Origin of the sequence: Sulfurimonas sp., from assembly GCF_023228785.1 — a bacterium.
Lineage (GTDB): Bacteria > Campylobacterota > Campylobacteria > Campylobacterales > Sulfurimonadaceae > Sulfurimonas.
This window is the reverse complement of record NZ_JALOAN010000037.1, coordinates 1-23,658: the sequence shown is the minus strand read 5'-3', so window position 1 is coordinate 23,658 and position 23,658 is coordinate 1. Positions and strand designations below refer to the sequence as shown.

General features: G+C 34.7%; 25 protein-coding genes. 12 read left to right on the top strand and 13 right to left on the bottom strand.

Going from position 1 to position 23,658, the window contains the following annotated elements; translation table 11 throughout:
• Both M0Q24_RS09410 and M0Q24_RS09405 read right to left on the bottom strand, forming a co-directional pair.
• A partial coding sequence (locus M0Q24_RS09410) for a cytochrome b5 domain-containing protein (protein ID WP_295050059.1) occupies positions 1 to 666 on the bottom strand: 666 nt, incomplete at its 3' end.
• A gap of 163 nt (positions 667 to 829) precedes the next feature.
• The gene (locus tag M0Q24_RS09405; RefSeq protein WP_295050057.1) at positions 830 to 2,050 is read right to left on the bottom strand and encodes a GGDEF domain-containing protein; all 1,221 of its coding nucleotides are present in this window, start codon (positions 2,048 to 2,050) and stop codon (positions 830 to 832) included.
• A 423-nt stretch (positions 2,051 to 2,473) separates the two neighbouring features.
• Here M0Q24_RS09405 and M0Q24_RS09400 point away from each other — a divergent pair, with 423 nt between their 5' ends.
• The 12 genes from M0Q24_RS09400 (at position 2,474) to M0Q24_RS09345 (ending at position 12,534) form a co-directional block, all read left to right on the top strand.
• Positions 2,474 to 3,145: a Crp/Fnr family transcriptional regulator gene (locus tag M0Q24_RS09400; protein WP_295050055.1), complete on the top strand. Its 672-nt coding sequence runs from the start codon at positions 2,474 to 2,476 to the stop codon at positions 3,143 to 3,145.
• A complete protein-coding gene (locus M0Q24_RS09395; protein ID WP_295050053.1) occupies positions 3,145 to 4,155 on the top strand; it encodes a type IV pili methyl-accepting chemotaxis transducer N-terminal domain-containing protein in 1,011 nt (336 codons plus the stop codon). Before M0Q24_RS09400 ends, M0Q24_RS09395 begins: the two co-directional genes overlap by 1 nt.
• Positions 4,156 to 4,358: 203 nt before the next feature.
• Positions 4,359 to 7,172, top strand: a complete 2,814-nt coding sequence (gene napA / locus M0Q24_RS09390) for a nitrate reductase catalytic subunit NapA (RefSeq protein WP_295050051.1) — start codon at positions 4,359 to 4,361, stop codon at positions 7,170 to 7,172.
• A 27-nt stretch (positions 7,173 to 7,199) separates the two neighbouring features.
• Positions 7,200 to 8,015 carry a ferredoxin-type protein NapG gene (gene napG / locus M0Q24_RS09385; protein WP_295050049.1) on the top strand — a complete coding sequence of 272 codons (816 nt, stop codon included), beginning with the start codon at positions 7,200 to 7,202 and terminating at the stop codon, positions 8,013 to 8,015.
• The gene (gene napH, locus M0Q24_RS09380) at positions 8,015 to 8,845 is read left to right on the top strand and encodes a quinol dehydrogenase ferredoxin subunit NapH (RefSeq protein ID WP_295050047.1); all 831 of its coding nucleotides are present in this window, start codon (positions 8,015 to 8,017) and stop codon (positions 8,843 to 8,845) included. Before napG ends, napH begins: the two co-directional genes overlap by 1 nt.
• Position 8,846: 1 nt before the next feature.
• Positions 8,847 to 9,512: a nitrate reductase cytochrome c-type subunit gene (locus M0Q24_RS09375; protein ID WP_295050046.1), complete on the top strand. Its 666-nt coding sequence runs from the start codon at positions 8,847 to 8,849 to the stop codon at positions 9,510 to 9,512.
• The gene (locus M0Q24_RS09370; RefSeq protein WP_366934191.1) at positions 9,502 to 10,029 is read left to right on the top strand and encodes a ferredoxin-type protein NapF; all 528 of its coding nucleotides are present in this window, start codon (positions 9,502 to 9,504) and stop codon (positions 10,027 to 10,029) included. Before M0Q24_RS09375 ends, M0Q24_RS09370 begins: the two co-directional genes overlap by 11 nt.
• Positions 10,019 to 10,972 carry a WD40 repeat domain-containing protein gene (locus M0Q24_RS09365; RefSeq protein ID WP_295050044.1) on the top strand — a complete coding sequence of 318 codons (954 nt, stop codon included), beginning with the start codon at positions 10,019 to 10,021 and terminating at the stop codon, positions 10,970 to 10,972. The genes M0Q24_RS09370 and M0Q24_RS09365 overlap by 11 nt, the downstream gene beginning before the upstream one ends.
• 10 nt (positions 10,973 to 10,982) lie before the next feature.
• Positions 10,983 to 11,432 (top strand): PAS domain-containing protein, encoded by a 450-nt coding sequence (locus tag M0Q24_RS09360; RefSeq protein ID WP_295050042.1) that lies wholly within the window; start codon positions 10,983 to 10,985, stop codon positions 11,430 to 11,432.
• Between the two features lies 1 nt (position 11,433).
• Positions 11,434 to 11,829: a chaperone NapD gene (locus M0Q24_RS09355; protein ID WP_295050040.1), complete on the top strand. Its 396-nt coding sequence runs from the start codon at positions 11,434 to 11,436 to the stop codon at positions 11,827 to 11,829.
• A 1-nt stretch (position 11,830) separates the two neighbouring features.
• Positions 11,831 to 12,106 carry a hypothetical protein gene (locus tag M0Q24_RS09350; protein ID WP_295050039.1) on the top strand — a complete coding sequence of 92 codons (276 nt, stop codon included), beginning with the start codon at positions 11,831 to 11,833 and terminating at the stop codon, positions 12,104 to 12,106.
• Complete coding sequence (locus M0Q24_RS09345; protein ID WP_295050037.1) at positions 12,103 to 12,534, top strand: hypothetical protein; 432 nt, start codon at positions 12,103 to 12,105, stop codon at positions 12,532 to 12,534. Before M0Q24_RS09350 ends, M0Q24_RS09345 begins: the two co-directional genes overlap by 4 nt.
• 102 nt (positions 12,535 to 12,636) lie before the next feature.
• Here M0Q24_RS09345 and M0Q24_RS09340 read toward each other — a convergent pair whose 3' ends face one another.
• The 11 genes from M0Q24_RS09340 to greA form a co-directional block, all read right to left on the bottom strand.
• On the bottom strand, positions 12,637 to 13,914 hold the full coding sequence (locus tag M0Q24_RS09340) for an aminopeptidase P N-terminal domain-containing protein (RefSeq protein WP_295050035.1): 1,278 nt from the start codon (positions 13,912 to 13,914) through the stop codon (positions 12,637 to 12,639).
• Positions 13,911 to 14,510, bottom strand: a complete 600-nt coding sequence (locus tag M0Q24_RS09335) for an ABC-type transport auxiliary lipoprotein family protein (RefSeq protein WP_295050033.1) — start codon at positions 14,508 to 14,510, stop codon at positions 13,911 to 13,913. Before M0Q24_RS09335 ends, M0Q24_RS09340 begins: the two co-directional genes overlap by 4 nt.
• Entirely contained in the window at positions 14,510 to 15,472 is a 963-nt protein-coding gene (locus M0Q24_RS09330) for an MlaD family protein (protein WP_295050031.1), read from the bottom strand. The genes M0Q24_RS09335 and M0Q24_RS09330 overlap by 1 nt, the downstream gene beginning before the upstream one ends.
• On the bottom strand, positions 15,462 to 16,205 hold the full coding sequence (locus M0Q24_RS09325) for an ATP-binding cassette domain-containing protein (RefSeq protein WP_295050030.1): 744 nt from the start codon (positions 16,203 to 16,205) through the stop codon (positions 15,462 to 15,464). The genes M0Q24_RS09330 and M0Q24_RS09325 overlap by 11 nt, the downstream gene beginning before the upstream one ends.
• Positions 16,205 to 17,245, bottom strand: a complete 1,041-nt coding sequence (locus M0Q24_RS09320) for an ABC transporter permease (protein ID WP_295050029.1) — start codon at positions 17,243 to 17,245, stop codon at positions 16,205 to 16,207. The genes M0Q24_RS09325 and M0Q24_RS09320 overlap by 1 nt, the downstream gene beginning before the upstream one ends.
• A 65-nt stretch (positions 17,246 to 17,310) precedes the next feature.
• On the bottom strand, positions 17,311 to 17,808 hold the full coding sequence (locus tag M0Q24_RS09315) for a chemotaxis protein CheW (RefSeq protein WP_295050027.1): 498 nt from the start codon (positions 17,806 to 17,808) through the stop codon (positions 17,311 to 17,313).
• Positions 17,805 to 20,240: a chemotaxis protein CheW gene (locus M0Q24_RS09310; RefSeq protein ID WP_295050026.1), complete on the bottom strand. Its 2,436-nt coding sequence runs from the start codon at positions 20,238 to 20,240 to the stop codon at positions 17,805 to 17,807. Before M0Q24_RS09310 ends, M0Q24_RS09315 begins: the two co-directional genes overlap by 4 nt.
• 10 nt (positions 20,241 to 20,250) lie before the next feature.
• Positions 20,251 to 21,192 (bottom strand): chemotaxis protein, encoded by a 942-nt coding sequence (locus tag M0Q24_RS09305; RefSeq protein ID WP_295050024.1) that lies wholly within the window; start codon positions 21,190 to 21,192, stop codon positions 20,251 to 20,253.
• Positions 21,193 to 21,210: 18 nt separating this feature from the next.
• The gene (locus M0Q24_RS09300; protein WP_295050023.1) at positions 21,211 to 21,951 is read right to left on the bottom strand and encodes a metallophosphoesterase; all 741 of its coding nucleotides are present in this window, start codon (positions 21,949 to 21,951) and stop codon (positions 21,211 to 21,213) included.
• Complete coding sequence (argC, locus tag M0Q24_RS09295; RefSeq protein WP_295050021.1) at positions 21,941 to 22,945, bottom strand: N-acetyl-gamma-glutamyl-phosphate reductase; 1,005 nt, start codon at positions 22,943 to 22,945, stop codon at positions 21,941 to 21,943. The genes M0Q24_RS09300 and argC overlap by 11 nt, the downstream gene beginning before the upstream one ends.
• On the bottom strand, positions 22,932 to 23,429 hold the full coding sequence (gene greA, locus M0Q24_RS09290) for a transcription elongation factor GreA (RefSeq protein WP_295050019.1): 498 nt from the start codon (positions 23,427 to 23,429) through the stop codon (positions 22,932 to 22,934). Before greA ends, argC begins: the two co-directional genes overlap by 14 nt.
• Positions 23,430 to 23,658 lie beyond the last annotated feature (229 nt).

Here is a 23,658-nt window from a genome sequence, read left to right as displayed (position 1 = left end):
AAGAATCATCACATTTATACCTGTTATAAGCACAATAGCATGATAGATTATTCCTCCAGATGAGTACTCATATATAGCGTTTGGATTTGCATTGTAGATAGCAATAGCAACTAGACCTAAGAGAAGAGTAATTATTGAGACAACAAGCTTTACAACAAATGCTCGACCCATATAGAAGTTATAGTTTATCCACCAGCTCAAAATCCCTGGAACCATAGCAACAAATCCCATCACCGTTGCAACAAAGAAAGAGTAAAAAACTCCGATGGCATAAGCCTCTTTTGGAGTTACTAAAAAGAGTGCGTCCATACCAGCGGCAAAGATATGTAAGGCTATGGGAAAGTGCACCACTGCAGGATGTGGATGATACTCTTTATACCAAGATCTTAGTTTTGATTTTAAAGGCTCATCAGATTTGGCCTTTGGCTCTTGAGTTTTTTCGCCCTCTTCAAGCCTGCCGACAACCTTAAACCTTTTAAAAACCTCCGTACTATGCGGTGCATCTGGGAGTTCAGAAGTCAAATCATGCCCTGCGGTATGACTTCCTTGATGGTTGCCACCTTTCCAAAGAGGACTATCAGTCACATCATATACTACATTTTTGTAGGCGATATAAGCCTTCGCACCATTTTGACCATTGTGCTTCTTAAGTTCGTCTATTGTCATCTCAATATCCTTTAACTCTAATAAGTATATATAGCTTCTATTAACTCACTAGATCCTTCTATACAATATCTCAGAAAAAATAATAGATTGATTATAATGTTGTATTAATAAATAACTTTAACTTATAAAGTAGATTGATATAATTAGATAAAAAAGCGATATTTTACGCTCCTTCCTTAGCCACATTCGTTGTAATGACATAATTATCTCTTCCATTCTCTTTTGCTTTATATAGCATTTCATCGGCTCTTATCATCAAGATCTCTTCATCTAGATTCTCATCGGCCTTAGTGCATACTACTCCTATGGAGATTGTTAAAAACTCACCTGCTTTGCTAGTTTCGTGTTTTATCTCTCGTAGCTTTATACTTTGACAGATCTCACCGGCAAGAGAGGCACTGTTTGACTCATCTATGTCTGTAAGTATGGCACCAAACTCTTCTCCCCCTAGCCTAAAAACAAAATCACTTGGTCGCTTGAGTGTGTCTTTCAAAACTTTTGCAACGCTCTTTAGTGCATAATCACCCTCTATATGTCCATAAGTATCGTTATATTGCTTGAAATAATCTATATCCATCATCATAAAAGTTATATAGGACTTTGTTCTTTTTGCTCTTTTTAACTCTCTCTCATAAACAAAGTTAAAATACCTTCTATTGTGTAGAGATGTAAGCACATCAGTGTAAGACACATTTTCAAGTTTTTTATTTGCCTTTTGTAGCTTTTTAGTAGTTAGTTCTAGCCTTGTATGGTCTCTTTGGATACTTTTAAAAACATAATAAGAGATGATAAGAATTCCCAAAATAGTAAGCCCTAATATGATTCCTATATTTAATATAATATTATCATATACTGTTAAAAATCTTTTTCTCTCATACTTTGCAAGCTCGATTTCATAATTTATAAGTTTTTTAATTATATTGTTAATGTACTCTACCCTAGCCTCAAAATTCTCTATCTCTATATTTTCTTGTAATATATTAGAAGCCATTTTACTAAAAAAACTATTTGTAGCATGGATCTCAATAGCTGCATACTCTACATATTGCAATTCATCATCTCTTTTAAAGTGAGCTTCATATTCTCTCCACTCTAACTCTATCTTTGAAATAGCTTCTTTTATCTGAGTACTTGCTTGTCCTCGACTTATTTGAGAATTTTTGACTTTATAAATAGTATTTGAAATTTTGCCATGATAGACTTGAAGTATGTTGTTTAGCTCAATGACTGGAACTAAAGATCCAAAATATATAGTATCGAGATTTTTTTTCACTGATGCCGTGTTTGAATATCCCATAGTTCCTACTAAAACTAGTCCTAGTGTGATAAGGATAAAAAGAAGCAAAAGTTTGCTTCTTAACTTCAGTGCCTCAATAAACTCCATTTAAATCCCATATTATATTATTTATTGTTTATAGATGGTATAGCAATTTTTATACCATTAATTTAACTATATGATTAATCTATAAACTAGATTCCGTGTCAAGCACGGAATGACGGAATGACGGCACTCGGGTCAAGCACTGAAGACAGTACACATGTCAAGCACTGAAGACGGCACGCGTGTCAAACACTGAAGATGGTGCTCGGGTCATCCTGAAACGGAAGATATGTCATCCTGAACTTGATTCAGGATCCAATTTGACAATCGTTCATAACATTCAATTTTATGCTAAAATGCTTGCAATATATTATGTGAGGTAAATTCCGTGGCAAAAATAGGATTTAAAAACAGGCTAAGAAAAATAATAGTAAAAAATATTAAAGCTGAAAAAAATATATTATTTTTAAAGAATTTTTAAAAAAAATGATTACACAAGAAAAACTCGGACTTATCAAAAAACTAAGCCTCTTCAAATCCCTAAGCATTGAGCAGATCGAAGATATAAGGGAGATTTCATCTATCATAGAATATCCAAAGGGCTCAATCCTTTACTATGAAAACGATTCTTATAACAAGATATTTTTCTTAATCTCAGGTGTTTTAAAAGTATATAAAATAGACAAGTTTGAAAATGAAATATTTTTATATCACATACACAAAAGCTCTCTGATCTCCGAACTTACAAGCCTAGAAGACAACTCCATCTATTGCTACTCTAACTCCGAGTTTATGGAAGATAGTGTCGTGCTAGAAGTTGATTTTGCAGAATTTAAAAAGAGATTTTTATCTAAGAACATACTTAACGATGAGTTTATAAACGAGATACTACTTAAAACTCACCAACTTCATTGTGTTGTAAATAGAGAGCTTGTTTTTGATGCTATTGCTAAAGTTGCTTATATGCTTAGTGATGATTTGGCGATGTTTAACTCTCTAAAACGACAAGATGTCTCTTTTATGTTGCATATTCAGCCTGAAACTCTCTCAAGAGTATTAAGTAAGCTAAAAAGAAGTAATATTATAGAAGTAGAAAATTCAATAGTTTCAATAATAGATCAAGATAAATTAAATAATATCTATAGGGGAGATATGTAATGAAAAAAGTTACAAGTATAAGTACTAAGATAAAGGTACTAGGGGCTTTACTTATCATTTTAATGCTTAGTGTTATCGCTATCACTATATATCTAAATCAACAAAATCAAAAAGACGCACTTATTATAAATATCGCTGGTAAACAAAGAATGCTTACGCAAAAGATGGCAAAAAATGTTTTTTACATTCATTATAGTTCCAACAAAGATTTCTATGAACTAAACTCTGCCATCGATGAGTTTATAGAGGGTTTAAATATTTTAAGAAATGGTGATTCTAATAAGAAAATCTCTCCAGTTCCGACATATCAAATCTCTCTACAACATTCAGAAATAAATGCACTTTGGGATGTTTTTTATAAAAATATACAAAACTTTAAGCTATACACCAACTCAAATGTAGATAAAAGTGTAGAACTCGAAGAAATTGTCACTACAATATATAGAGACAACACAAAACTGCTTGACAATGTAGACAAACTAGTCACAATGTACACAGATCATAGTGAGAGCAAAACAAGCTTTATAAAAACATTTCAATACTCAGCAGGGGCTACACTACTCTTACTTTTTGTATACTCTTTACTGCAACTTCGGTCCATTGAGTCTCATGTAGAAACCATAATGCAATACTCCAAAAAACTTATAAGTAGTAAAGACATAACAAAACTTGAGCCTATAGAAGTAAAAGCTGAAAGTGAGTCTGAAATACTAGAAGCTAGTGATACTATAAACTGTTTTATTCAAAAGATAAACTCCGCTATGGACTACTCAAATGAGGCACTTCTGCAATCTGAGAGAGCATCTTCAAAGCTTCAAGAACTAACATATGAATTTGACTCTATCATAGATGAGTTAAAAGACAAATCTTTGGCAAATAAACATCTAAACAATAGTGAAGATATAGTTATAGAATCAACAGAAGAGCTAATAAATTCTACTAGGAAACTATACAACCTAAAACTAGAGCTCGAAAAACTTACAAAGAGTTGCCAAGATACACAAACATAATAGTTATTTTAAGTGTTACTTATATTCCTTTTATCTTAAATAAAACTAATCTTAAAGTATTTCTCTAACTATTTGACATAGGTCAAAGATTTTTGACCCTCCATCCTGCTACTATTAAATCGTTAATGGACACCTTAACAAAAAAGTTGAGATGTGGCACTTTTTAAATGCCTTGTCTTGAAGATTATCAAATAGGAGAAAATATGTCACTTTCTAGAAGAGAATTTCTTAAAAGTTCAGCGGCCGCATCTGCAGCAGCAGCTATTGGTATGAGTGTACCAGCAGAGCTACAAGCAGCAGCGAATCAAGCTGAGGGCGACTGGAGATGGGATAAAGCAGCTTGTCGTTTTTGTGGTACTGGTTGTGGTATTATGATGGCTACAAAAGGCGGCAAAATCGTTGCAGTCAAAGGAGATCCAGCGGCACCAGTTAACCGTGGTCTTAACTGTATTAAAGGTTACTTTAATGCTAAGATTATGTATGGTGCAGATAGACTTACTCAACCTCTACTTCGTGTAGATGCAAATGGTAAGTTTGATAAACAAGGTAAATTTGCCCCTGTTAGTTGGGAGAGAGCGTTTGATGAGATGGAATTTCACATCAAAAAAGCACTAAAAGCAAGTGGACCTGAGGGTGTTGGTGTATTCGCTTCTGGTCAATACACTGTTATGGAAGGTTACGCTGCACAAAAAATGATGAAAGCAGGATTTCGTTCAAACGCAATTGATCCAAATGCTCGTCACTGTATGGCATCAGCGGTTGTTGGTTTTTACCAAACTTTTGGTATTGATGAGCCATCTGGCTGTTATGATGATATTGAGCTTACTGATACAATCATATCTTGGGGATCAAACATGGCAGAGATGCACCCGATCCTATGGTCTCGTGTAACTGATAGAAAATTATCAGATCCTGAGAGAGTAAAAGTTATAAATATATCTACATATAGACATAGAACTTCAGATCTAGCTGATGAGGAGATAATCTTTACTCCAAATACAGATCTAGCTCTTTGGAACTATATAGCTAGAGAGATTGTATATAACAACCCTGAAGCTATTGATTGGGACTTTGTTAAAAAACACATAGTTTTCTGTGCATCACCTGTAAATATGGGTTATGGTATGAGAAGATCTGATGAGAAGTCAATCAAAGAGGGTAAATATACAGCTCTTGAGATGCAAACAATTGATAAAGAGATGAAAAAAGTTGTCTCTGCTGCTGAAGCACCAGCTCTTAAACCTTATGGTTATAAAGAGGGCGATGTGATGGTAAATGAAAATGCTGGACTTAAGCACTGGCATATCAGTTTTGAAGAGTATAAAAAATTCTTAGAACCATACACACTTGACTATGTAGCAAAAATCTCAAAAGGTAATCCTGATGAAGATATCAATGAGTTTAAGAGAAAACTACAGCTATTAGCTGACTTATATATTGAAAAAGATAGAAAAGTTGTATCTTTTTGGACTATGGGAATGAATCAACATACTCGTGGAACATGGGTAAATACACTTTCATATAATGTTCACTTTTTACTAAACAAACAAGCAAAACCTGGTTCTGGAGCGTTCTCGCTAACAGGTCAACCATCGGCTTGTGGTACAGCTCGTGAAGTTGGAACTTTCTGTCACAGACTCCCAGCAGATATGATGGTAGCAAACCCAAAACATAGAGAAATTACTGAAAACAGATGGAAAATTCCAAATGGAACACTAAACCCTGTAGGTAACCAACACATTATGAAAATCCACCGTGATATTGAAGATGGATATATCAAGTTTGCATGGGTAAATGTTTGTAACCCTTATCAAGATACAGCATCTGCATCTCACTGGATTAAAGCAGCTCGTGAAATGGATAACTTTATAGTTACTTCTGATGGATACCCTGGTATTTCAGCTAAAGTTTCTGATCTTATCTTACCTTCTGCTATGATTTATGAGAAGTGGGGAGCTTATGGTAATGCAGAGCGTCGTACACAACACTGGAGACAACAAGTACTTCCTGTTGGAAATGCTATGAGTGATACTTGGCAATGGGTTGAGTTATCAAAAAGATTTACAGTTGGTGATGTTTGGGGTGCACAACCACTTCGTGGTGATAAATCACTTCCAGATGTTAGACAAGCTGCTTATGCTATGGGCTATACAGATAACACAACTATGTATGAGATTCTTTTTGCAAATAAAGAAGCTAAGTCTTATAAAATCGACTTAAAATCATTCCCACAAGCTGGATATGATAATACTGAGTGCAACGGAGATACACGAGATGTTGTTGGATCTGATGGTAAAGTATTTAAAGGTTACGGATTTATGATTCATGAGTACCTTTTTGAAGAGTATGCATCATTTGGTCGTGGTCACGCTCATGACCTTGCAGACTTTACAACTTACCATAAAGTTCGTGGTCTTAAGTGGCCAGTTGTTGATGGTAAAGAGACTCAGTGGAGATTTAACACTCAGTACGATCCATATGCTGCAAAAGCAAACAAAGAAGCTGGGACTACTAACTCTCATGCATTCTATGGAACACTTGCTAAGAGTCTTGCACAAGGTGACTTAATGGGTATTACAGATAAGACTCAACTAGGTCTTGCTAATAAAGCTAAAATTTTTGCTCGTCCATACATGGATCCTCCAGAAATTCCAGATGAAAACTATGACACGTGGTTATGTACAGGTCGTGTACTAGAGCACTGGCACACAGGAACTATGACTATGCGTGTACCTGAGCTTTATCGTGCAGTTCCTGAAGCACTATGTTATATGCACCCACAAGATGCAAAAGACAAAGGGCTAAAACAAGGCGGTCTTGCATGGGTTGAATCTCGCCGTGGTAGAGTAAAAGCTAGAATCGAGACTCGTGGTAGAAATAGACCATCTCGTGGGCTTGTATTTGTTCCATTCTTTGATGAAAAAGTATTTATCAATAAAGTTTGTGCTGATTATACTTGTCCACAATCTGGCCAGACAGACTTTAAAAAATGTGCGGTAAAAATTTACCAAGCATAATAAAAATAGAGAAAGGGAAGTATCGTTTTGAGCGAAAACAGACCTATTATAAAAAAGAAAAGACAACCAGTAAGTGATAGACGAAAGTTTATCTTAAACATGGCTCGTGGTGCAGGACTTGCTGCCATGGGTGGATTTATATGGAGTGCGTATGTTGATGAAGTTACAGCTTCAACACTTCTACTTCGTCCACCTGGAGCTATAAATGAAGATGACTTTTTGAAGACTTGTATCAAGTGTGGACTCTGCGTTATTGCATGTCCATACGATACTCTAATGCTTGCTAAGCCAGGAGATAACAAACCTTTAGGGACACCATATTTTATACCTAGAGATATACCTTGTTATATGTGTCCAGATATTCCTTGTGTACCAGTATGTCCTACTGGTGCATTGGATGAGAAAAGTGTTACAACCGATGGAGTACTAGATATAAACATCGCAGAGATGGGATTAGCTGTAGTTGATGATGAAAGTTGTATAGCTTTTTGGGGAATACAATGTGATGCTTGTTATAGAGCTTGCCCTATTTTGGGCGAGGCTATAACTATTGAATATTCTAAAAATGAAAGAACAGGAAAACACGCTTTTATGAAGCCCATTGTACATAGCGATGCTTGTACTGGATGTGGTCTTTGTGAGAGAGCTTGTGTCACTGAAAAACCAGCTATTTTTGTACTACCTCGAGAGACTGCAATGGGTAGAGCTGGAGATTACTATATCAAAGGTTGGGATAAAGATGATGAGAAGAGGCTTGAGAATGCTTCGGAGATCAAAACAACAACTGAGATTAGTAAAGAGAGTGCAGTGGACTCTTTAAATGATTCGGGGGATTTATACTAATGGCTACGCTATGGAACAGTTATAGATACCTCATTTTAAGAAGGTTTACACAAGTTAGTTTACTGGTTTTGTACTTTGGTGCAAATGCTTGGGGATGGACCATTTTAATGGGAAACCTTAGTTCATCTAAAGTTTTTGAAATCATTCCTTTGAGTGATCCGTACGCAGCTCTCCAAATGCTAGCAGCTGGAGCAGTTTTAGCGGCAGATCTACTTATAGGTGTGTTGATTTTAACACTCTTTTATTTTATTATAGGCGGTCGAGCTTTTTGTAGTTGGGTTTGTCCTGTAAATATGATAACTGATAGTGCTAATTTTTTAAGAAGAAAGCTAGATTTTGATCGTGTTCAAGGGATTAAACAACCAGCATCTAGAAATATACGCTATTGGGTATTGGCTCTTAGTCTCATAATCTCAGCGGTTATGGGTGTAACAGCTTTTGAGTTTTTATCGCCTATATCTATGGTTCATAGAGGTATTGTTTTTGGTTTAGGCTTTGGTTGGGCAGCAATGCTTATCATTTTTCTTTTTGATCTATTTGTCCTAAAAAATGGTTGGTGCGGACATATCTGCCCACTTGGTGGATTTTACTCCATCTTAGGAAAGTTTAGTCTTATAAGAGTACATCACACACAAGAAAACTGTACTCTATGTATGAAGTGTAAAGTTGTTTGTCCAGAGCGTCAAGTACTACATATGATAGGTAAAGAGTCTTTACCTGTACTTATGGGAGAATGCACAAATTGTGCTAGATGCATAGAAGTATGTGATGACGATGCTCTTGGGTTTTCGATAAGAAATCTAGTGAAAAATAAAAAAACGGGAGAGTAAAATGAAATTATTAAGCAAAGTAACAGTTGGTTTATTTACTGCAGCGCTTCTTTTTGTTGGTTGTGGCAATGATGCTAAACCTACATCTCAAGAAACAGTTAAACCTACTATTTCAGAGGAGTCCTTAGGACTTAGAAAAACTAACTTGTACGCAGAGGAAGCAGAGACAATTGGTCATCAAGCCAACTACTCAACAGCTGTGGCAGGAAGTGGAAACATGATAAAAAGAGCATTTCAAGATGCTCCACCTATGATTCCGCATGATATAGAGGGAATGTTAATTATAACTATAAATGACAATCAATGTACTACATGTCATATGCCAGAAGTAGCTGAATCTATGGGGGCTACACCACTTCCAAGTTCACACTTTACAGACTTTAGACCAGCGACTTCTGTGAATAATGAAGGTCGTTTAACTAAAAATGGTAAAGCTATAGTAAATACAACTAATGTAAACATGGATGATATTTCTATAAAATCTACTGGGAGTCACCTAGCTGGTTCTCGATTTAACTGTACACTTTGTCATGCTCCACAATCAGGAGATGACTTAGCAGTCCAAAACAATTTTGAGCCTGACTTTACAAACAAAGATGGTGCAAGTGCATCTAGTTGGAGTGGGACAAAGTTAATGGAGGGATTAGATACTATTAATGGTATCTAATACTAAGATGCAAAGGAGAGAGCTTTTTAGCTTTCTCTCTTCATCCCTAAAAGGAGAGGAGAGAAAAGTAAAAGAAATTATATTAAGACCTCCCTATTATGAGGATATATCTCTTTTTCACAAAGAGTGCATAGAGTGCGAGGCACCCTGCATCACTGTTTGTGAAGAAGATATTATAAAAATAGCGAGTGATAAGACTCCATATTTGGACTTTTTAAGTAGTGGCTGCACCTATTGTGATGAGTGTACAAAAGCATGTCCTCACGGAGTTTTAAAGCTAGAATTTAAAAAACCAATAGATGCAGATGTTATAATAAACATATCTAAGTGTATTAGTTGGGAGGGTGTGATGTGTTTTTCATGTAAAGACCCTTGTTTAGAAGATGCCATAGAGTTTAAAGCCATGTTTATGCCTAGTATTAACATGAGTAAATGCACAGCTTGTGGATTTTGTATAGGGAGATGTCCAACTTACGCAATAGAGATCCAAGAAAAAAAGGAACAAAATGTTTTATAAACTTCTAAGCGTATTATTATTAGTAAGTAGCCTAGGTGCTGCAAAGATAAGTGAGCCAACTATCAGTATGCAAACGAGTGGTTTTGTGGTAGATCTAGTAGCACATGATGACAAGCTCTATTGTGCAACTGATGCGAGTAGCGTTGATATTTTTGATATTGAGACCAAAGAGCTCTTAGAAAATATAAAAGTAGATCAAATCACAGACTTTATGGGAGATGTTATAGACTCTAAGATCTACTCCGTAGATGTTTTGGGTGATATGCTTATGATCTTATCTCAAGCCGAGAAAGGTGCTAGAAGAATTCATTTATATAGAGATAAAAAACTAGAGCTTATTATTCCCTATACTGACGGTCTTTTTATTGCAAAAGCTAAGTTTTTAGATAAAGATACACTTTTGCTTGGACTTTTAAGTAATGAACTTATCTCTTATGATCTAAAAAACAAAAAACAAAACTATAAGATCCAAGTCTCACAATCAAAATTTTCTGACTTTGTTCTTATAGATGAAAAAACTAGAGTTGTCGTAGCAGATGAGAGTGGCAACTTAAAAATACACAGCACAGAAGATGGTTCATTTAGTAAAATGCTAGGAGGTCAAAACTTAGACAATGTTTTTCAAGTAGATAGCAAAAAAGGCATCATAGCTACTGCAGGGCAGGATAGAAAAACAGTAGTTTATAACCTAAATAATGGTTCAAACTTTTACAAAAATGCTGACTTTCTTATTTATAGTGTAGCAATTTCGCCAAGTGCAAAGCTAGTTGCATACTCAAATGATGAGCAGAGTAATGTAGAGGTTTTTAAAGTATCTACTCATGGTGCTATTGGACATTTTGGAGGAAACAAGGGAACTATTTCAAAGATTCTTTTTATAAATGAAAAAGAGTTTTTTATAGGTAGTGACTCTACAACTCTAAACTACTACAAAATCAACTAAAAGGATAAGTATGCAATATAATGAAAGTGAATTTTTGTTTGAAACTGAAGTTCCAGCAGAAGAGACAATCATATCAAGAACTGATTTGGATGGAAATATCACATATGCAAATGAGACATTTTGTGAGATAAGTGGATATGAGGTAGATGAGCTTATTGGAATGCCACACAATATTGTAAGGCATCCAGATATGCCAAGCGCTATTTTCAGTGAACTATGGGAAGCTCTACATAATGGTGAGCAGTGGAGAGGTGTTATTAAAAATCTAAGAAGTGACAAAGGCTACTACTGGGTTAATGCCATTGTCTCTGGGGTTTTTAAAGATGGCGTTTTAGTTGAGTATAAGTCTATTAGAAGCCCAGTAAGTAGAGAAGACAAGATTAAACATCAAAAGTTATATGATAAGATGCGCCAAGAAAATGGCGAAAAAGTAAGAAAAATTATTTACGAAGGAAAATAGTATGAATGTATCAAGTATAGTAGTTAAATGTCTGCCAAAATATGTAGAAGAAGTTGTAGAGAGCCTAAAGAGTTGTGAAGTTTGTGATTATCACTTACATGATGAAAAAGGTAGAGTTATTATCACAATAGAGGGAGAAGGTGTTGAAGAGGAATTGAAAAAACTCTCGGTTATAGAAGCTATCCCTCATGTTATATCTGCTGATATGCAGATGGCTTATAGTGAAGATGAACTCGATGCTCACATGGAAGTTATAAACAATGCCGATGTGGTTCCAAAGATGTTAAATGATGACAATGTAGACCCAACTAAGATAGTTTACAATGGCGACTTAAAGAAAAAAGACTTGGGGAGTTTTGTAAAAAGTTTTAATAATACTTCAAGAGGTAGCAAGTAAAATGAGCGTAGTCTTTGAAGCGATTATAAAGGTTGATGAAAAACTAGATTGGCTAATAGAGTTAAAAGACAATGTAGTTCAAAGATCTCACAACTGTTTAGATATGGATGAGTTTTTACAAAAGATTGAAGAGTTTGGTGCTGATTATGGTGGTCATATCGATGAAGTAAAGTGGAGTAAAGATGACAATGTCTCTCCACAAGCTATGGATGAGATACGACTTCTTATGGCTAAACACCAACAAGAGATAGAAGATGCAAAGGAGAAAGAGGGTTGATTGCAAAGGCTATAAAAACAGATAAATATTACGAGCATCAAGAGATAGAAGCACATCTTAAAAATGTAGAGTTTATTATTATGGCAGCAGCAGCTCCAAGTCACTTTAAGGATACTCCTATTCACTTTACTATCTTTTTAAACACAAGTGATGAGCTACCACAAGATATAAAAAATGCAGTATTTGAGAAATTTTTAAAAGATTACAACATTAAAAACCCAAAAGAGCTGATGAGTCAGTTAATGCCAGTAGGATTTTCCATGAGTGCTCAAGATACAGCTATGCCACTACTTTTAGTAAAACCAGAAGATCAGCGAAGTATTCCTCATGTTCTTATGCATGTAATGGATTTCTTAGCAGATAGTGATGAGTTTACAGAGACAAAAGAGCATAAACTCACAGGTTGGAGTTACAAGTATAACTCCTAGTCAAGCTTTACGAGGTTGAAACCTCGCTTTCAAAGAGATGCGTCACTTTGAAGTTGCAAGACTTTTGGAAGCGATGCTTCAGCTTCGCACTTTGTGACTTTTTTAAGTTCTACGACTCTTAGCCTCTACTTCTTCTATACTTTTTGCTATTTTTTTTGAAAGGTTTTTATGAGATCTTTTAGTGACTTGTATATCGTCCTCTATGCGGATCCCAATCCCACGAAACTTCTTTGGCACGTTCTTATCATCTTTACTTATATAGATTCCAGGCTCTATTGTTAGGATCATGTTCTCTCTTAGGGCTATCTCTTTTTTGTTTTTATCAAAATAAGGTGCCTCATCGTGAACATCAAGACCCATCCAGTGCCCTATTCCATGTGGATAGTACTTTTTGTGTGCAAGTTTTTTTATAAGTTTGTTTCTCTTACCACTCATAATGCCAAGCTTTATCATTCCATCTACAAGTAAAATCTCCGCTTTTTTCTGCAGGTCGCTTCTTAAGATCTTTGGTTTTATCATCTCTATAACTTTTTTTTGAGTATCTAAAACTAACTCATAAAGATCTCTTTGAGCTTTTGTAAACTTGCCATTTACTGGAATCGTTCTTGTAATATCACTCGCATAGTAGTCATACTCACATCCAGCATCTATAAGAATGAGTTCTTTATTTTTTAGATCTTTGTTATTTGAAATGTAGTGAAGAGTGTTTGCACTATCTCCACAAGCTACTATTGAGGTATAGGCATCACTATATGCTCCATTTTTCTTAAATGTGTACTCTATCTTTGCGAGAAGCTCATTTTCTCCACTGCCAATTTTTTTAAATTTCATAGCATTATGATGAGCTTTTTTTGTGATTTTTATAGCTTTTTTAATAAACTTTATCTCTGCTTTTGACTTTATAAGCCTCATCTCTTTTATAAAAATTGAAATATCATAATGTGCTATAAAATTTCTTTTTACACTCTTTTTTATTTTTGGTGTCTCTTTTGTAAAGTCAAAATATAGATTTTCTTTATCTTTGCAAAACTCTTTAACACTTTTTTTGAGATCTGAACTAACTCTCACTTCATCAAATAAAAATCTCTTCTTTGCCTCAACAACTCCGAGTCTTTTACCATTCCAAAGCTCTTCTTGTGCATCTTTTTTTTGTACAAAGAGTATAGTTTTTATTTTTTTTCTTGACTTTAAAAAAACTAAACAAGCATTATCTTCTTTAAAACCAGTAAGATAGTAGAAGTTGCTATCTTGTCTGTATAAATAGTTAGTATCGTTTGAGCGAACTTTTGCCTTGGCACTAAAGAGCAGTGCTACTGAATTGTTTGAGAGTTTTTTTGCTAATTTTGTTCTTCTTTTTTTATACTCTGACTCTTTAATCATCTACAAGCCCCACTAAGAAATTCCAAACCTTCGTTTATAACTTCCTCAAGTCCTGCATCTAGAGCTTCAACTCCACCCATTGCATCCAAGCTTTCAACATCTTTTATTATGCTAAAACTTTTTGTAGCTATACTTTTGTTTGTTTTTGCATCTATAAGAGTAAAACACATAACTATTCTTACATATGATGAGTTCAAATCATCACTAAAGTACTGCATAAAGTCTTGTATATTTATCTCTAAAATCAAGTCACTTCTGCTTCTAGATTTTGCATTTTGTACACTCTCAAAAAGTTTTGCATCTCTTAGTGCTGAAAATATTTGTGAAGATATCTCTTGATTTGGTGAGTTATTCCACTGCGACTGAGAGTATGAGTAGATCTTGTGTTTGTCTTGCATATAGTTCATCTCTAAGGTCATTAGAGTGTTTGAGCTAAAAGCTGAAGAGACTTTTAAGGACTTATCTTTACAAGTGTTTGTATAACTTTTTGAACTGAAATCTTTTAAAGATAACCTATATTCAGTAATGGCTGGTTTTGTAATAGAACAACCTGAGAGTAAAAATATAAATATAGTTATAAGGTAGATATTTTTCATCATTTTTCTCCTGGACCTTTTTTAATCTCTTCTTGCATAAAGAGTATATCGCTTGGACTTCTCTCATGTTGATTTAGTGTCTCTTTTAGTCTGATTATAAGATATTCAAATTCAAGAAATGTATTATTTATAGTTGGAATAATCTCACTAGATATCTCTTTTAGATTGAACTCGCCACCTGCAACTGCTTTTTTAAATTCATTCATAGCCTCTTCAATGCCCATATAGCTACCCATAATGGACTCTAGTGAACTAGAAACTTTATTTTCCCACTCTATACTATTGTCTACAAACTTATCAACCTTTGGCATCAGCTCATCTAGTTTTTTAGATGCACTATTTAGATTTCTAAGTGATGAGTGAAGGTCATCTATAGCCTCCTCACTCATAAGTTTGTCCATTTTTTTCATAAAAGATGCGCTTGACTCTAATATGGATGCTATCTCTTTTTGATTTTTGTCATCTAGTAACTCTTCTGTTCTACTAAGTGTTTCAGAGAGTTTTGTGGTTACACTTCCAAATGATTCTTCGAGCTTCTCAAGAAATGAAGCTTCTGTTTTTATAACAGGAAACCTTTCACCCTCTTTTGCCACAAGAAGTGGTGAGTTATTATCTCCTAAACTAAGATTTATATAGCTAAGTCCCGTGATTCCTTGAGATGTTAGTTTTGCAACTGTGGTCTCTTTTATGGGCGTTGATTTTAAGATAGTTACTTGAACTTCTACTTGTTCGGAATCTTCTGGATTTATCCTCAGTCTTGTGACTTTACCCACATCTATACCTCTGTACTTTACAGCTGCATCTATATTTAAACCCAAAATAGACTCATCAAAGAGTATGTTGTACTTTTGGGTATCTTCATCTACTGTTGGCTTTAGTAGCCAGTAAGTAAAAGCAATCATCAACGCGGCCCCAAAAAGAACTAAGATACCAACTAATGTGTAATTTACTTTATTGTTCAAAATCGCTCCTAAAAAATGTTTGTATAAACTTGTTTGTAGAGTTCTTGATATTTTTAAGATCACCCTCATAGATTATCTTTTTTTCATCTATAATAGCAACCCTGTCAAGTGTAGCATAAATTGATTGTAGATCGTGCGACACCATTACGATGCTAAGATCTAGTAGATCTCTAAGTTTTAGTATCAAAGAGTCAAACTCTCTTGCAGATATTGGATCTAGTCCACTTGTTGGCTCATCTAAGAAAAGTAACTTTGGATCCATAGCAAGTGCACGAGCAAGGGCTGATTTTTTTTTCATACCACCACTTATTTGTGATGGATAAAGAAGTGCATCACTTGATTTGAGCCCAACAATAGCTATCTTAAATTTTACGATCTCATCTATCATTTTTTGTGAGAGATCTGTATATTCTTTTAGTGGCAGAGAGATGTTTTCTTTAATATTTAAAGACGAAAAAAGAGCTCCAGCTTGAAATAAAACACCCCACTCGCTTCTTAATTTTTGTGCATTGTCACTAGATATTGTACTAAGATCATGACCTAGTACTTCTATCTTTCCCCCGCTAATTTCTTGGAGCATTACCATCTCACGTAAAACTGTAGTCTTCCCACATCCTGATGGTCCTACAAGACCAAATATCTCGCCTTTGTTAACGGTTAGATTGAGTCCATCATGGACTACTTTTGTACCAAATACAGTTCTTACATCTCTTACTTTTATTAGAGCCTCCATCATATCCCCAGATTTGTAAAGATAATAGAGAATATTGCATCACAAACTATGACAGCAAAGATAGATTCAACTACACTTTTTGTTGTGTTAAAACCAATACTTTGAGTATCATTTTTTACCATCAAACCTCTATAAACACCGATAGAAGCTATTAAAAATGCAAAAAACGGACCCTTTATTAAACCTATAAAAAAGTGTTTTGGAGCTACTGCTTCATTTAATCTATCAATAAAAAGTGAAGGAGAGATCCCAAGATCTATATATGAGACGATTATCCCGCCAAATATCCCCATAATATCCGCAACAAAGATAAGTAAAGGCATTGTAATCATTAGTGCTATGATGCGGGGTAAGACCAAAAATAAAAAAGGGTCAAAACCCATAGTTCTCATCGCATCTAACTCTTCGGTAATCTTCATAGCTCCTATTTGAGCAGTAAATGCTGAACCACTTCTACCAGCTATTACAATAGCTGTCATCAAAGGCGCTAACTCTCTAAATATCGAGATACCAAGCATATCCACTATAAATATATTTGCTCCATATATCTTTAGTTGAAATGCTGATTGGTAAGCTATAACTAGTCCAATAAGAAAACTTGTAAGAGCAATGATTCCAAGAGCTTTTAGAGCACTCTCATTCATCTCAAATAAGATCTCTTTATATCTTATGTTTTTTATAGATCTAAGGTAGCTCAGAGTTGTTAAAAAGACTTCACCCAAAAAGAACATAAAAGCTAAAAAACCACTATAGTAGTTATAAAAAATCTCCCCTATTACTTCTATAGAATTTTTCTTTATCTCTTTTGGTAGGGGCTGTGATTTATGTTTTGTATTTTGCACTAATTCTAGAGTATCTACAATATCTTTATCAGTCGCAAGAAGATTAGTTTTGATATTTTTTTGAAAAAAGTCTTCTTTGAGGGAGTTTATAAAGATAGCAGCTGCAGTGTCAAAGTACACTACATCTTCGAGATAAATATCAACCTCTTTGATTCCAAGGAGATTAATCTTGTCTATCTTTTTTTGGTATATTGTCACAGTATAAAGTGTAAACTCTCCAGAAAAATCTAAAGAGAGTTTATCATCTAAGAGTTTATGGTTAATTAAAAGTCTCTCTCTAGTAACTTATTTACTTTAAGAATTGTTATGATTTTATCTTCTTGCTTACCAACACCATCTATCATAGTATTATCACCATTTACTGTATCTGGCGCAGGTCCAATATTCCCTTTTTTGATTCTAATAGCCATTGTTAATCTATCTATTACAAATCCAGCCACATCATCTCTATCTTTCATAACAATAAAACGAGTCTCATCACTATGTTTTTTCTCACTAAGTCCAAACTTTAGACGAAGATCTATAAGAGGAATAACAGCACCACGCAAGTTAAAAACCCCCATAACATACTTAGGAACTTGAGGAACTCTAGTCCAAGTAAAAGGTTTTATAATCTCTTGAATAGAGAGAATTGGAATTGCATATTCTTCTTCACCTATGATGAAACCAACTAGTTGAACTATATCATCTGACTGATCAATAGATTCGTTTTGCTGTTGTTTACTCTGTTTGCTTAGTACTTGTTTTAGTTTGTCACTCATGATAAGAACTCCGATTTAAAGTTAACATTTCTTTGAACTACGCTAGATAGGTAGTCTGCTGAGTATGGTTTGGTGATATACTCAACCATTCCAGATTCAACGCCTCTCATCCTATCAGATTTTCCAGTTCTTGAAGTAACTGCTATTAGAGGCATCGTTTTGTATCTGTTGTATTTTTTAATCTCTGTTGCTAATGTATAGCCATCCATTCTAGGCATCTCAATATCTATAAGCATTGCATCAAAGTGATGGTCACCTTGTTTTAAGATATTTAGTGCTTCTTGTCCATCAGTTGCTTCAACAAGGCTCATTCCTGTTGCTTCTAGTGATTTTCGCATAATCATTCTATCCGTTTTAGAGTCATCAACTATCATGATAGTATAGTCACTCGCCTTTGTTTTCTCACGAGATTGTGCTGATTCTGATTTTTGATCAGATATCATAGAAGTAGCTTTTACATTTTTTGCTATATCCATAAGTGCTACAACATCAACGATAAGTGTTACTCCACCATCTCCACGGATTGTAGCTCCGGCAATTCCTTCTATCCCTTTTAAGTATTCGCCAAGAGACTTAATAACTATCTCTTCTTGACCTACAAGCGAGTCAACAATAAGACCTAGTTTTTGAGCGCCGAGTCCTAACACAACTACATAAGCGTGTTCACTTGAGTCTAAAATCCTCTCAACTTCAAATATATCGCCAATATGAACGAGAGATAAAACATCATCGCGCAGTCTCATAACTGAACGGCTCTCAACTGTGTAGATCTCATCTTTTGAGATTCTAACTGTTTCTAAAACTGATGAGAGAGGAATAGCATAAGCCTCTTCTTGAACACCAACTAAAAGAGCTTGTATAATAGCAAGAGTTAGAGGAATCTTTAGCTTAACGCTACTTCCAATTCCAGTTTCACTCTCAATATCGATAATACCATTTACCTTTTCTATGTTTGTCTTTACAACATCCATACCAACACCACGACCTGAAACATTCGTCACAGCAGCTGCCATAGAAAAACCTGGTTTCATAATAAGCATAAATGCTTCTTTTTCACCCATATTATCAGCTTCTTTTTCGCTAATAAGACCTTTTTCTAGTGCTTTACTTTTTAATATCTCAGCGTTAAGACCTTTTCCATCGTCATCTATTTGGATAACAATTTGGTTACCTTCATTGTAAGCTTTTAAAGATATTGTACCAGTTTCATTTTTGCCATTTGCAAGTCTTACCTCTGGAGTTTCTATACCATGATCACAAGAGTTTCTAATGATGTGAACTAGAGGATCTCCTATCTCTTCGACTATAGATTTATCAAGCTCTGTTTCCTCACCTTTTATTGTTAACTCTATCTTTTTGTTTAACTCTCTACTTAAGTCTCTAATCATTCTAGGAAATTTGTTAAAAACCTTACCTATTGGGAGCATTCTTGTTTTCATAACTGCTATTTGTAAGTCTGTTGTAACTAGTGAAACTATAGATACAACCTGATTTAGCTCTTCTAAGAACTCTTCACCCTCATATCTCTCTTCAACATCATCATTTATCTTGATAAGTCTATTTTTAGCAAGAACTAACTCGCCAATTAAGTTCATAAGATGATCAAGTCTCTTAACATCAACACGGATAGTTTGATCTACTGTGTTGTTTGTTCTCTTAGCTGGAGCTGCCGCTTTTGCATCTAAGCCTTCATCATCATTCATCGATTTTGCTTTCGTTGAAGCTCGTGGAACTGGTGCTTTAATAGGCTCTGCTTTTGGCTCTGGTTTTTTTTCTGGTTTTGATGCTTTAGCAGGTTCTGATGGAGCTTCTTCATCTGGATCTGGAGGAGGAGCTAAAACTTCTTCACCCGCCGCAACTTTAGCTGCTCTTTTAGCCTTGTCTTCTTCTTGTCTTTGTTCTAGTAGTCTTTGTATCTCAGCTTCTACATCATCATCGGACATATTGTCATAATCTGGCTCATCTTCCTCTTCTTTTGCTTCTTCTGGTTCATCTAAAGTTGCTTCAATAATAGGTGCTGATGCTACTGGAGTTGGAACATCTCCATCTCCACCGCTAATTTTATCTAGTCTTACAACGCATTCTGAGACATCAACTCCAGCGTCAGAACTTGTATCACGAATAATACTTAAGAGTGACTTCATAAGGTCAATAGACTCTAAAACAACATCCATAACATCTGGAGTAATAATTAGCTCTCCATGTCTAGCTTTGTTTAAAACATCTTCCATATGATGAGTAAGATGAGTTAATACATCAAAGTTTAAAAATGATGAAGCACCTTTTATAGTATGTGCCACGCGGAAGATTCCATTTAGAAGTTCTAAATCTTCTGGTGTTGATTCTAACTCAACTAAATCTTCATCTAGTTTTTCAACAAGCTCAAAAGCTTCAACTAAAAAATCTTGCAATATCTCTTGAAATTCATCCATATTTACACTCCTATTTCATATGAGCACGAACTATTCGTGCTATTTCATCATAAAATGCTGTTGCTTCAAACTTAACTAGATAAGCCTCAGCTCCAGCTTCTTTTCCTCTATCTTCACTAAAATGATCACTAATTGAAGAGTTAAAAACTATAGGAATCTTATCAAATCTTCCATCTTCTTTAACATTTGCTGCAAAGTGAAAACCATCCATTCTTGGCATCTCCACATCAGAGATAATAATTTTTAATTTCTTTGCAAGATCATCTTCATACATATTGTAAAGGTCGTCTAGCTTCTCTAAGCCCTCTTGTCCATCACCTGCCTCAACAACACTAAAGCCCATTTTTTGAAGTGCTTCTTTTACTATTTTTCTTGCAGTGGAACTATCATCTAAGATAAGAGCTAAGCCTGTAAAACTATCCATTTCTTCTGGAGTATGCTCAATGCTTGGCTGATAAAGTCCTAGATCTTGCACTACACTCTCTAGATCTAAGATAAGAAGTACATTATCTCCTTCTATCTTAGTCACACCTGTGATTTTACTACCATCTAGTGAACCTGAACCACTTGCAAATGAAGCTGGTTCTATATCTGCCCAATTTATTCTTCTTATTCTTTTTGCCTCGTGAACCACAAAACCAATAAGGATATTGTTAAACTCTGTTATAATAACCCTTAAGTTTTTCTCAACATTTTCTGGCTCTTTTATTCCCATCCATTTGGCTAAGTTTACAACAGGAATAACTATACTTCTTAGATCAAAAATACCCTCAATGTAGTTGGGTGTCCCTGGAAGTTCTGTTAGAGTTGGCATCTTTATTATTTCACGAACTTTTGAAACATTGATACCATAAATCCCCTCATATACTTCGCCATCTTCTTCTTTTAGAATACGAAAGTCGACAAGTTCCATCTCATTGGAGCCGACTTTTAGCGAATTTTCCACATGCATAATTTATATCTCCTGATATTATTGAACTTTAACAAAACTACTCTCTTGCAGTAAAAGTCCAACATCTTTAGATGATTTTACTATAAAGTATCTTTGATTGCAAGCAAAAGCCGCTAGGTTTATATATCTAAAGTCTCTTAGTTTAAAACTCTTATTTTGGTGAAAATGTCCCTCAATAAATATATCACAATTGTATTTACCCAAAAGCCTTTTAGCTGTAAACTCTTCTAAGCCTACAAACTCTTTACAATCATCTTTTTTGCTTAAATATTCATCTAATTTTTTAATGATGATGTGATTAAAAGCATTATTAATAATGTTTAATATCTTAAGGACAAGGGGATTTCTAATGATAGTTGTATATATGTTATAGCCAAGTGGACTCTCGATATCACCATGAGAGAGCAAAACTTTTTGCTTGTTAAAGATCATCTCTACAGGTTGATTTTTTATACCAAAAACTTTAAGATCAGGAAATATTTTCTTAAGATTAAAGTCATGGTTTCCTTCAAGATAGATAACTTCTATCTCTTTTGAGATCTCATTTAAGATGCCTATTGCCTCTGTATTTATCTCTAAAGTGAACGAGACTTCTCCAAAAAGAGTGTCAAATATATCACCCAAAAGTATAAGTTGAGTTGGAAGTAATTTTTTTAACTTTATTGCTTTTAAAAAATCTAAAAAATCTTCTCTTGTGTGTGAATAGTGTGCATCTGCAATTACAAATGCGCCCTCTTTTAGTACAAGGTTATGGTACATAAGCTATTGTTGGTATCCCAGTTTTTTGACACAAGCCCATCATAATATTTGCATTTACAACAGCTTGAGATGAAGCACCTCTTAAGAGGTTGTCAATCGCACTTGATATAAAAAGAATATTTGCTTTTTGTTTTACGAAAATATCGCAAAAGTTCGTTCCTGCAACATTTTTCATATCAACAGGATCTTTGCTGATGCGAACAAAAGGCTCATCCTTGTAAAACTCTTCTAAGATACTATATGCATCTATATCTTTTTGCACTTGTATATATATAGAAGATATCATACCGCGAGTAAGAGGCACAAGATGCGGAACAAAGTTCACTTCATCAAATGAAACCCCAAGTTTTTGAGCTATCTCTGGAGCGTGCCTGTGCATGAGAGGATTGTAAGCAAAAAGATTGTCATTTACATTTACAAAGTGAGTAACATCACTTAATTTTTTACCAGCTCCACTAACTCCTGTTTTTGCATCTATGATGATTGGTGTGTTTTCTACTCTTTTGCTAATAAATGGCAGAAGTCCAAGAAGTGCACAAGTAGGAAAACATCCAGGATTTGCAACTAGATCTGCACTCTTAATTTTTTCTCTAAACATCTCAGGAAGCCCATAAACTGCTCGTTTTAGATTTTCTTTATCTGTGTGAGTTGTATAAAACTCTTCATATACTTCCAAAGAGAGTCTATAGTCAGCTGAGAGATCCACTACTTTTAAACCTTTTTGCATAAGAGGCTTAACAAACTCCATAGCAGTTTTGTGTGGGAGTGCTAAAAAGACAAGCTCACACGAAGATGCTACAACATCAACATCGACTTTTTGCACCTGCATATCACAAATATTTTTAAGTGATGGATGTAACTCATCAAGGCGAATATTACCCTCTGAATTTGCGACATATGTAAGTTTAAAGTTTGGATGATTTAGTAAAATCTTTACAAGTTCTAACCCTGTATATCCACTAGCTCCGATAACACCAACTCTAATGACACTCAAAAACAATCTCCTGATATCTAACCTCTTCTATCTCATACTCTTTTGTGCCATTTGGAAGTTTTACCTTTACATCATCGCCCTCTTTTTTTCCTAAGAGTTGTTTTGCAAGTGGTGAGCCAAAAGAGATAAGTCCCATATCTGGGTTGCTCTCACATCCTCCAACTATGGTGTAAGTAACCTCTTCATCGCTATCCATATCTGTCATAACCACAGTTGAACCAAAACTAACTTTTGAGTGCTCAAGCTCACTAGGATCTACAATACGAGAGTTTGCTAATATGTTTGAGAGTTCTCCTAGTCTGTTATCTATATTTTTTTGAGCTTCTTTTGCAGCGTGATATTCAGCATTTTCTTTTAAATCTCCATGTTCCAAGGCTTCTTCAATAGCCTTTACAACAGCAGGACGCTTTACTTCTTTTAAATCTCTAACTTCTGTTTGAAGCTTTTCATATCCAAACAGTGTCATAGGCTCAATTTTTTGCATTATTTCTTCTCTTTTATATTATTATTTGGATGATTATAGCAAAAATTAGTACATTCTTAACTTTCTAAAAACTTTGAGTAGTGTAATCTCTCACTCGCTCCTACGCAGAGAGACTGTGAAAGAACTTCTTCTTTGCAGTCTCATTTTTCTAAATAAATAAGACAATTATTTCTAAATCTGTATATGATATTTTTATTGAAAATAAAGACCGTATATTGCATACTATTGG

What these genes read in the sequence shown, in the direction of transcription:
- M0Q24_RS09405 (WP_295050057.1), bottom strand. Translation starts at nt 2,050, where the DNA reads ATGGAGTTTATTGAGGCACTGAAGTTAAGAAGCAAACTTTTGCTTCTT.
- M0Q24_RS09400 (WP_295050055.1), top strand. Translation starts at nt 2,474, where the DNA reads ATGATTACACAAGAAAAACTCGGACTTATCAAAAAACTAAGCCTCTTC.
- M0Q24_RS09395 (WP_295050053.1), top strand. Translation starts at nt 3,145, where the DNA reads ATGAAAAAAGTTACAAGTATAAGTACTAAGATAAAGGTACTAGGGGCT.
- napA (WP_295050051.1), top strand. Translation starts at nt 4,359, where the DNA reads ATGTCACTTTCTAGAAGAGAATTTCTTAAAAGTTCAGCGGCCGCATCT.
- napH (WP_295050047.1), top strand. Translation starts at nt 8,015, where the DNA reads ATGGCTACGCTATGGAACAGTTATAGATACCTCATTTTAAGAAGGTTT.
- M0Q24_RS09375 (WP_295050046.1), top strand. Translation starts at nt 8,847, where the DNA reads ATGAAATTATTAAGCAAAGTAACAGTTGGTTTATTTACTGCAGCGCTT.
- M0Q24_RS09370 (WP_366934191.1), top strand. Translation starts at nt 9,502, where the DNA reads ATGGTATCTAATACTAAGATGCAAAGGAGAGAGCTTTTTAGCTTTCTC.
- M0Q24_RS09365 (WP_295050044.1), top strand. Translation starts at nt 10,019, where the DNA reads ATGTTTTATAAACTTCTAAGCGTATTATTATTAGTAAGTAGCCTAGGT.
- M0Q24_RS09360 (WP_295050042.1), top strand. Translation starts at nt 10,983, where the DNA reads ATGCAATATAATGAAAGTGAATTTTTGTTTGAAACTGAAGTTCCAGCA.
- M0Q24_RS09355 (WP_295050040.1), top strand. Translation starts at nt 11,434, where the DNA reads ATGAATGTATCAAGTATAGTAGTTAAATGTCTGCCAAAATATGTAGAA.
- M0Q24_RS09350 (WP_295050039.1), top strand. Translation starts at nt 11,831, where the DNA reads ATGAGCGTAGTCTTTGAAGCGATTATAAAGGTTGATGAAAAACTAGAT.
- M0Q24_RS09340 (WP_295050035.1), bottom strand. Translation starts at nt 13,914, where the DNA reads ATGATTAAAGAGTCAGAGTATAAAAAAAGAAGAACAAAATTAGCAAAA.
- M0Q24_RS09335 (WP_295050033.1), bottom strand. Translation starts at nt 14,510, where the DNA reads ATGAAAAATATCTACCTTATAACTATATTTATATTTTTACTCTCAGGT.
- M0Q24_RS09325 (WP_295050030.1), bottom strand. Translation starts at nt 16,205, where the DNA reads ATGGAGGCTCTAATAAAAGTAAGAGATGTAAGAACTGTATTTGGTACA.
- M0Q24_RS09315 (WP_295050027.1), bottom strand. Translation starts at nt 17,808, where the DNA reads ATGAGTGACAAACTAAAACAAGTACTAAGCAAACAGAGTAAACAACAG.
- M0Q24_RS09310 (WP_295050026.1), bottom strand. Translation starts at nt 20,240, where the DNA reads ATGGATGAATTTCAAGAGATATTGCAAGATTTTTTAGTTGAAGCTTTT.
- M0Q24_RS09305 (WP_295050024.1), bottom strand. Translation starts at nt 21,192, where the DNA reads ATGCATGTGGAAAATTCGCTAAAAGTCGGCTCCAATGAGATGGAACTT.
- M0Q24_RS09300 (WP_295050023.1), bottom strand. Translation starts at nt 21,951, where the DNA reads ATGTACCATAACCTTGTACTAAAAGAGGGCGCATTTGTAATTGCAGAT.
- greA (WP_295050019.1), bottom strand. Translation starts at nt 23,429, where the DNA reads ATGCAAAAAATTGAGCCTATGACACTGTTTGGATATGAAAAGCTTCAA.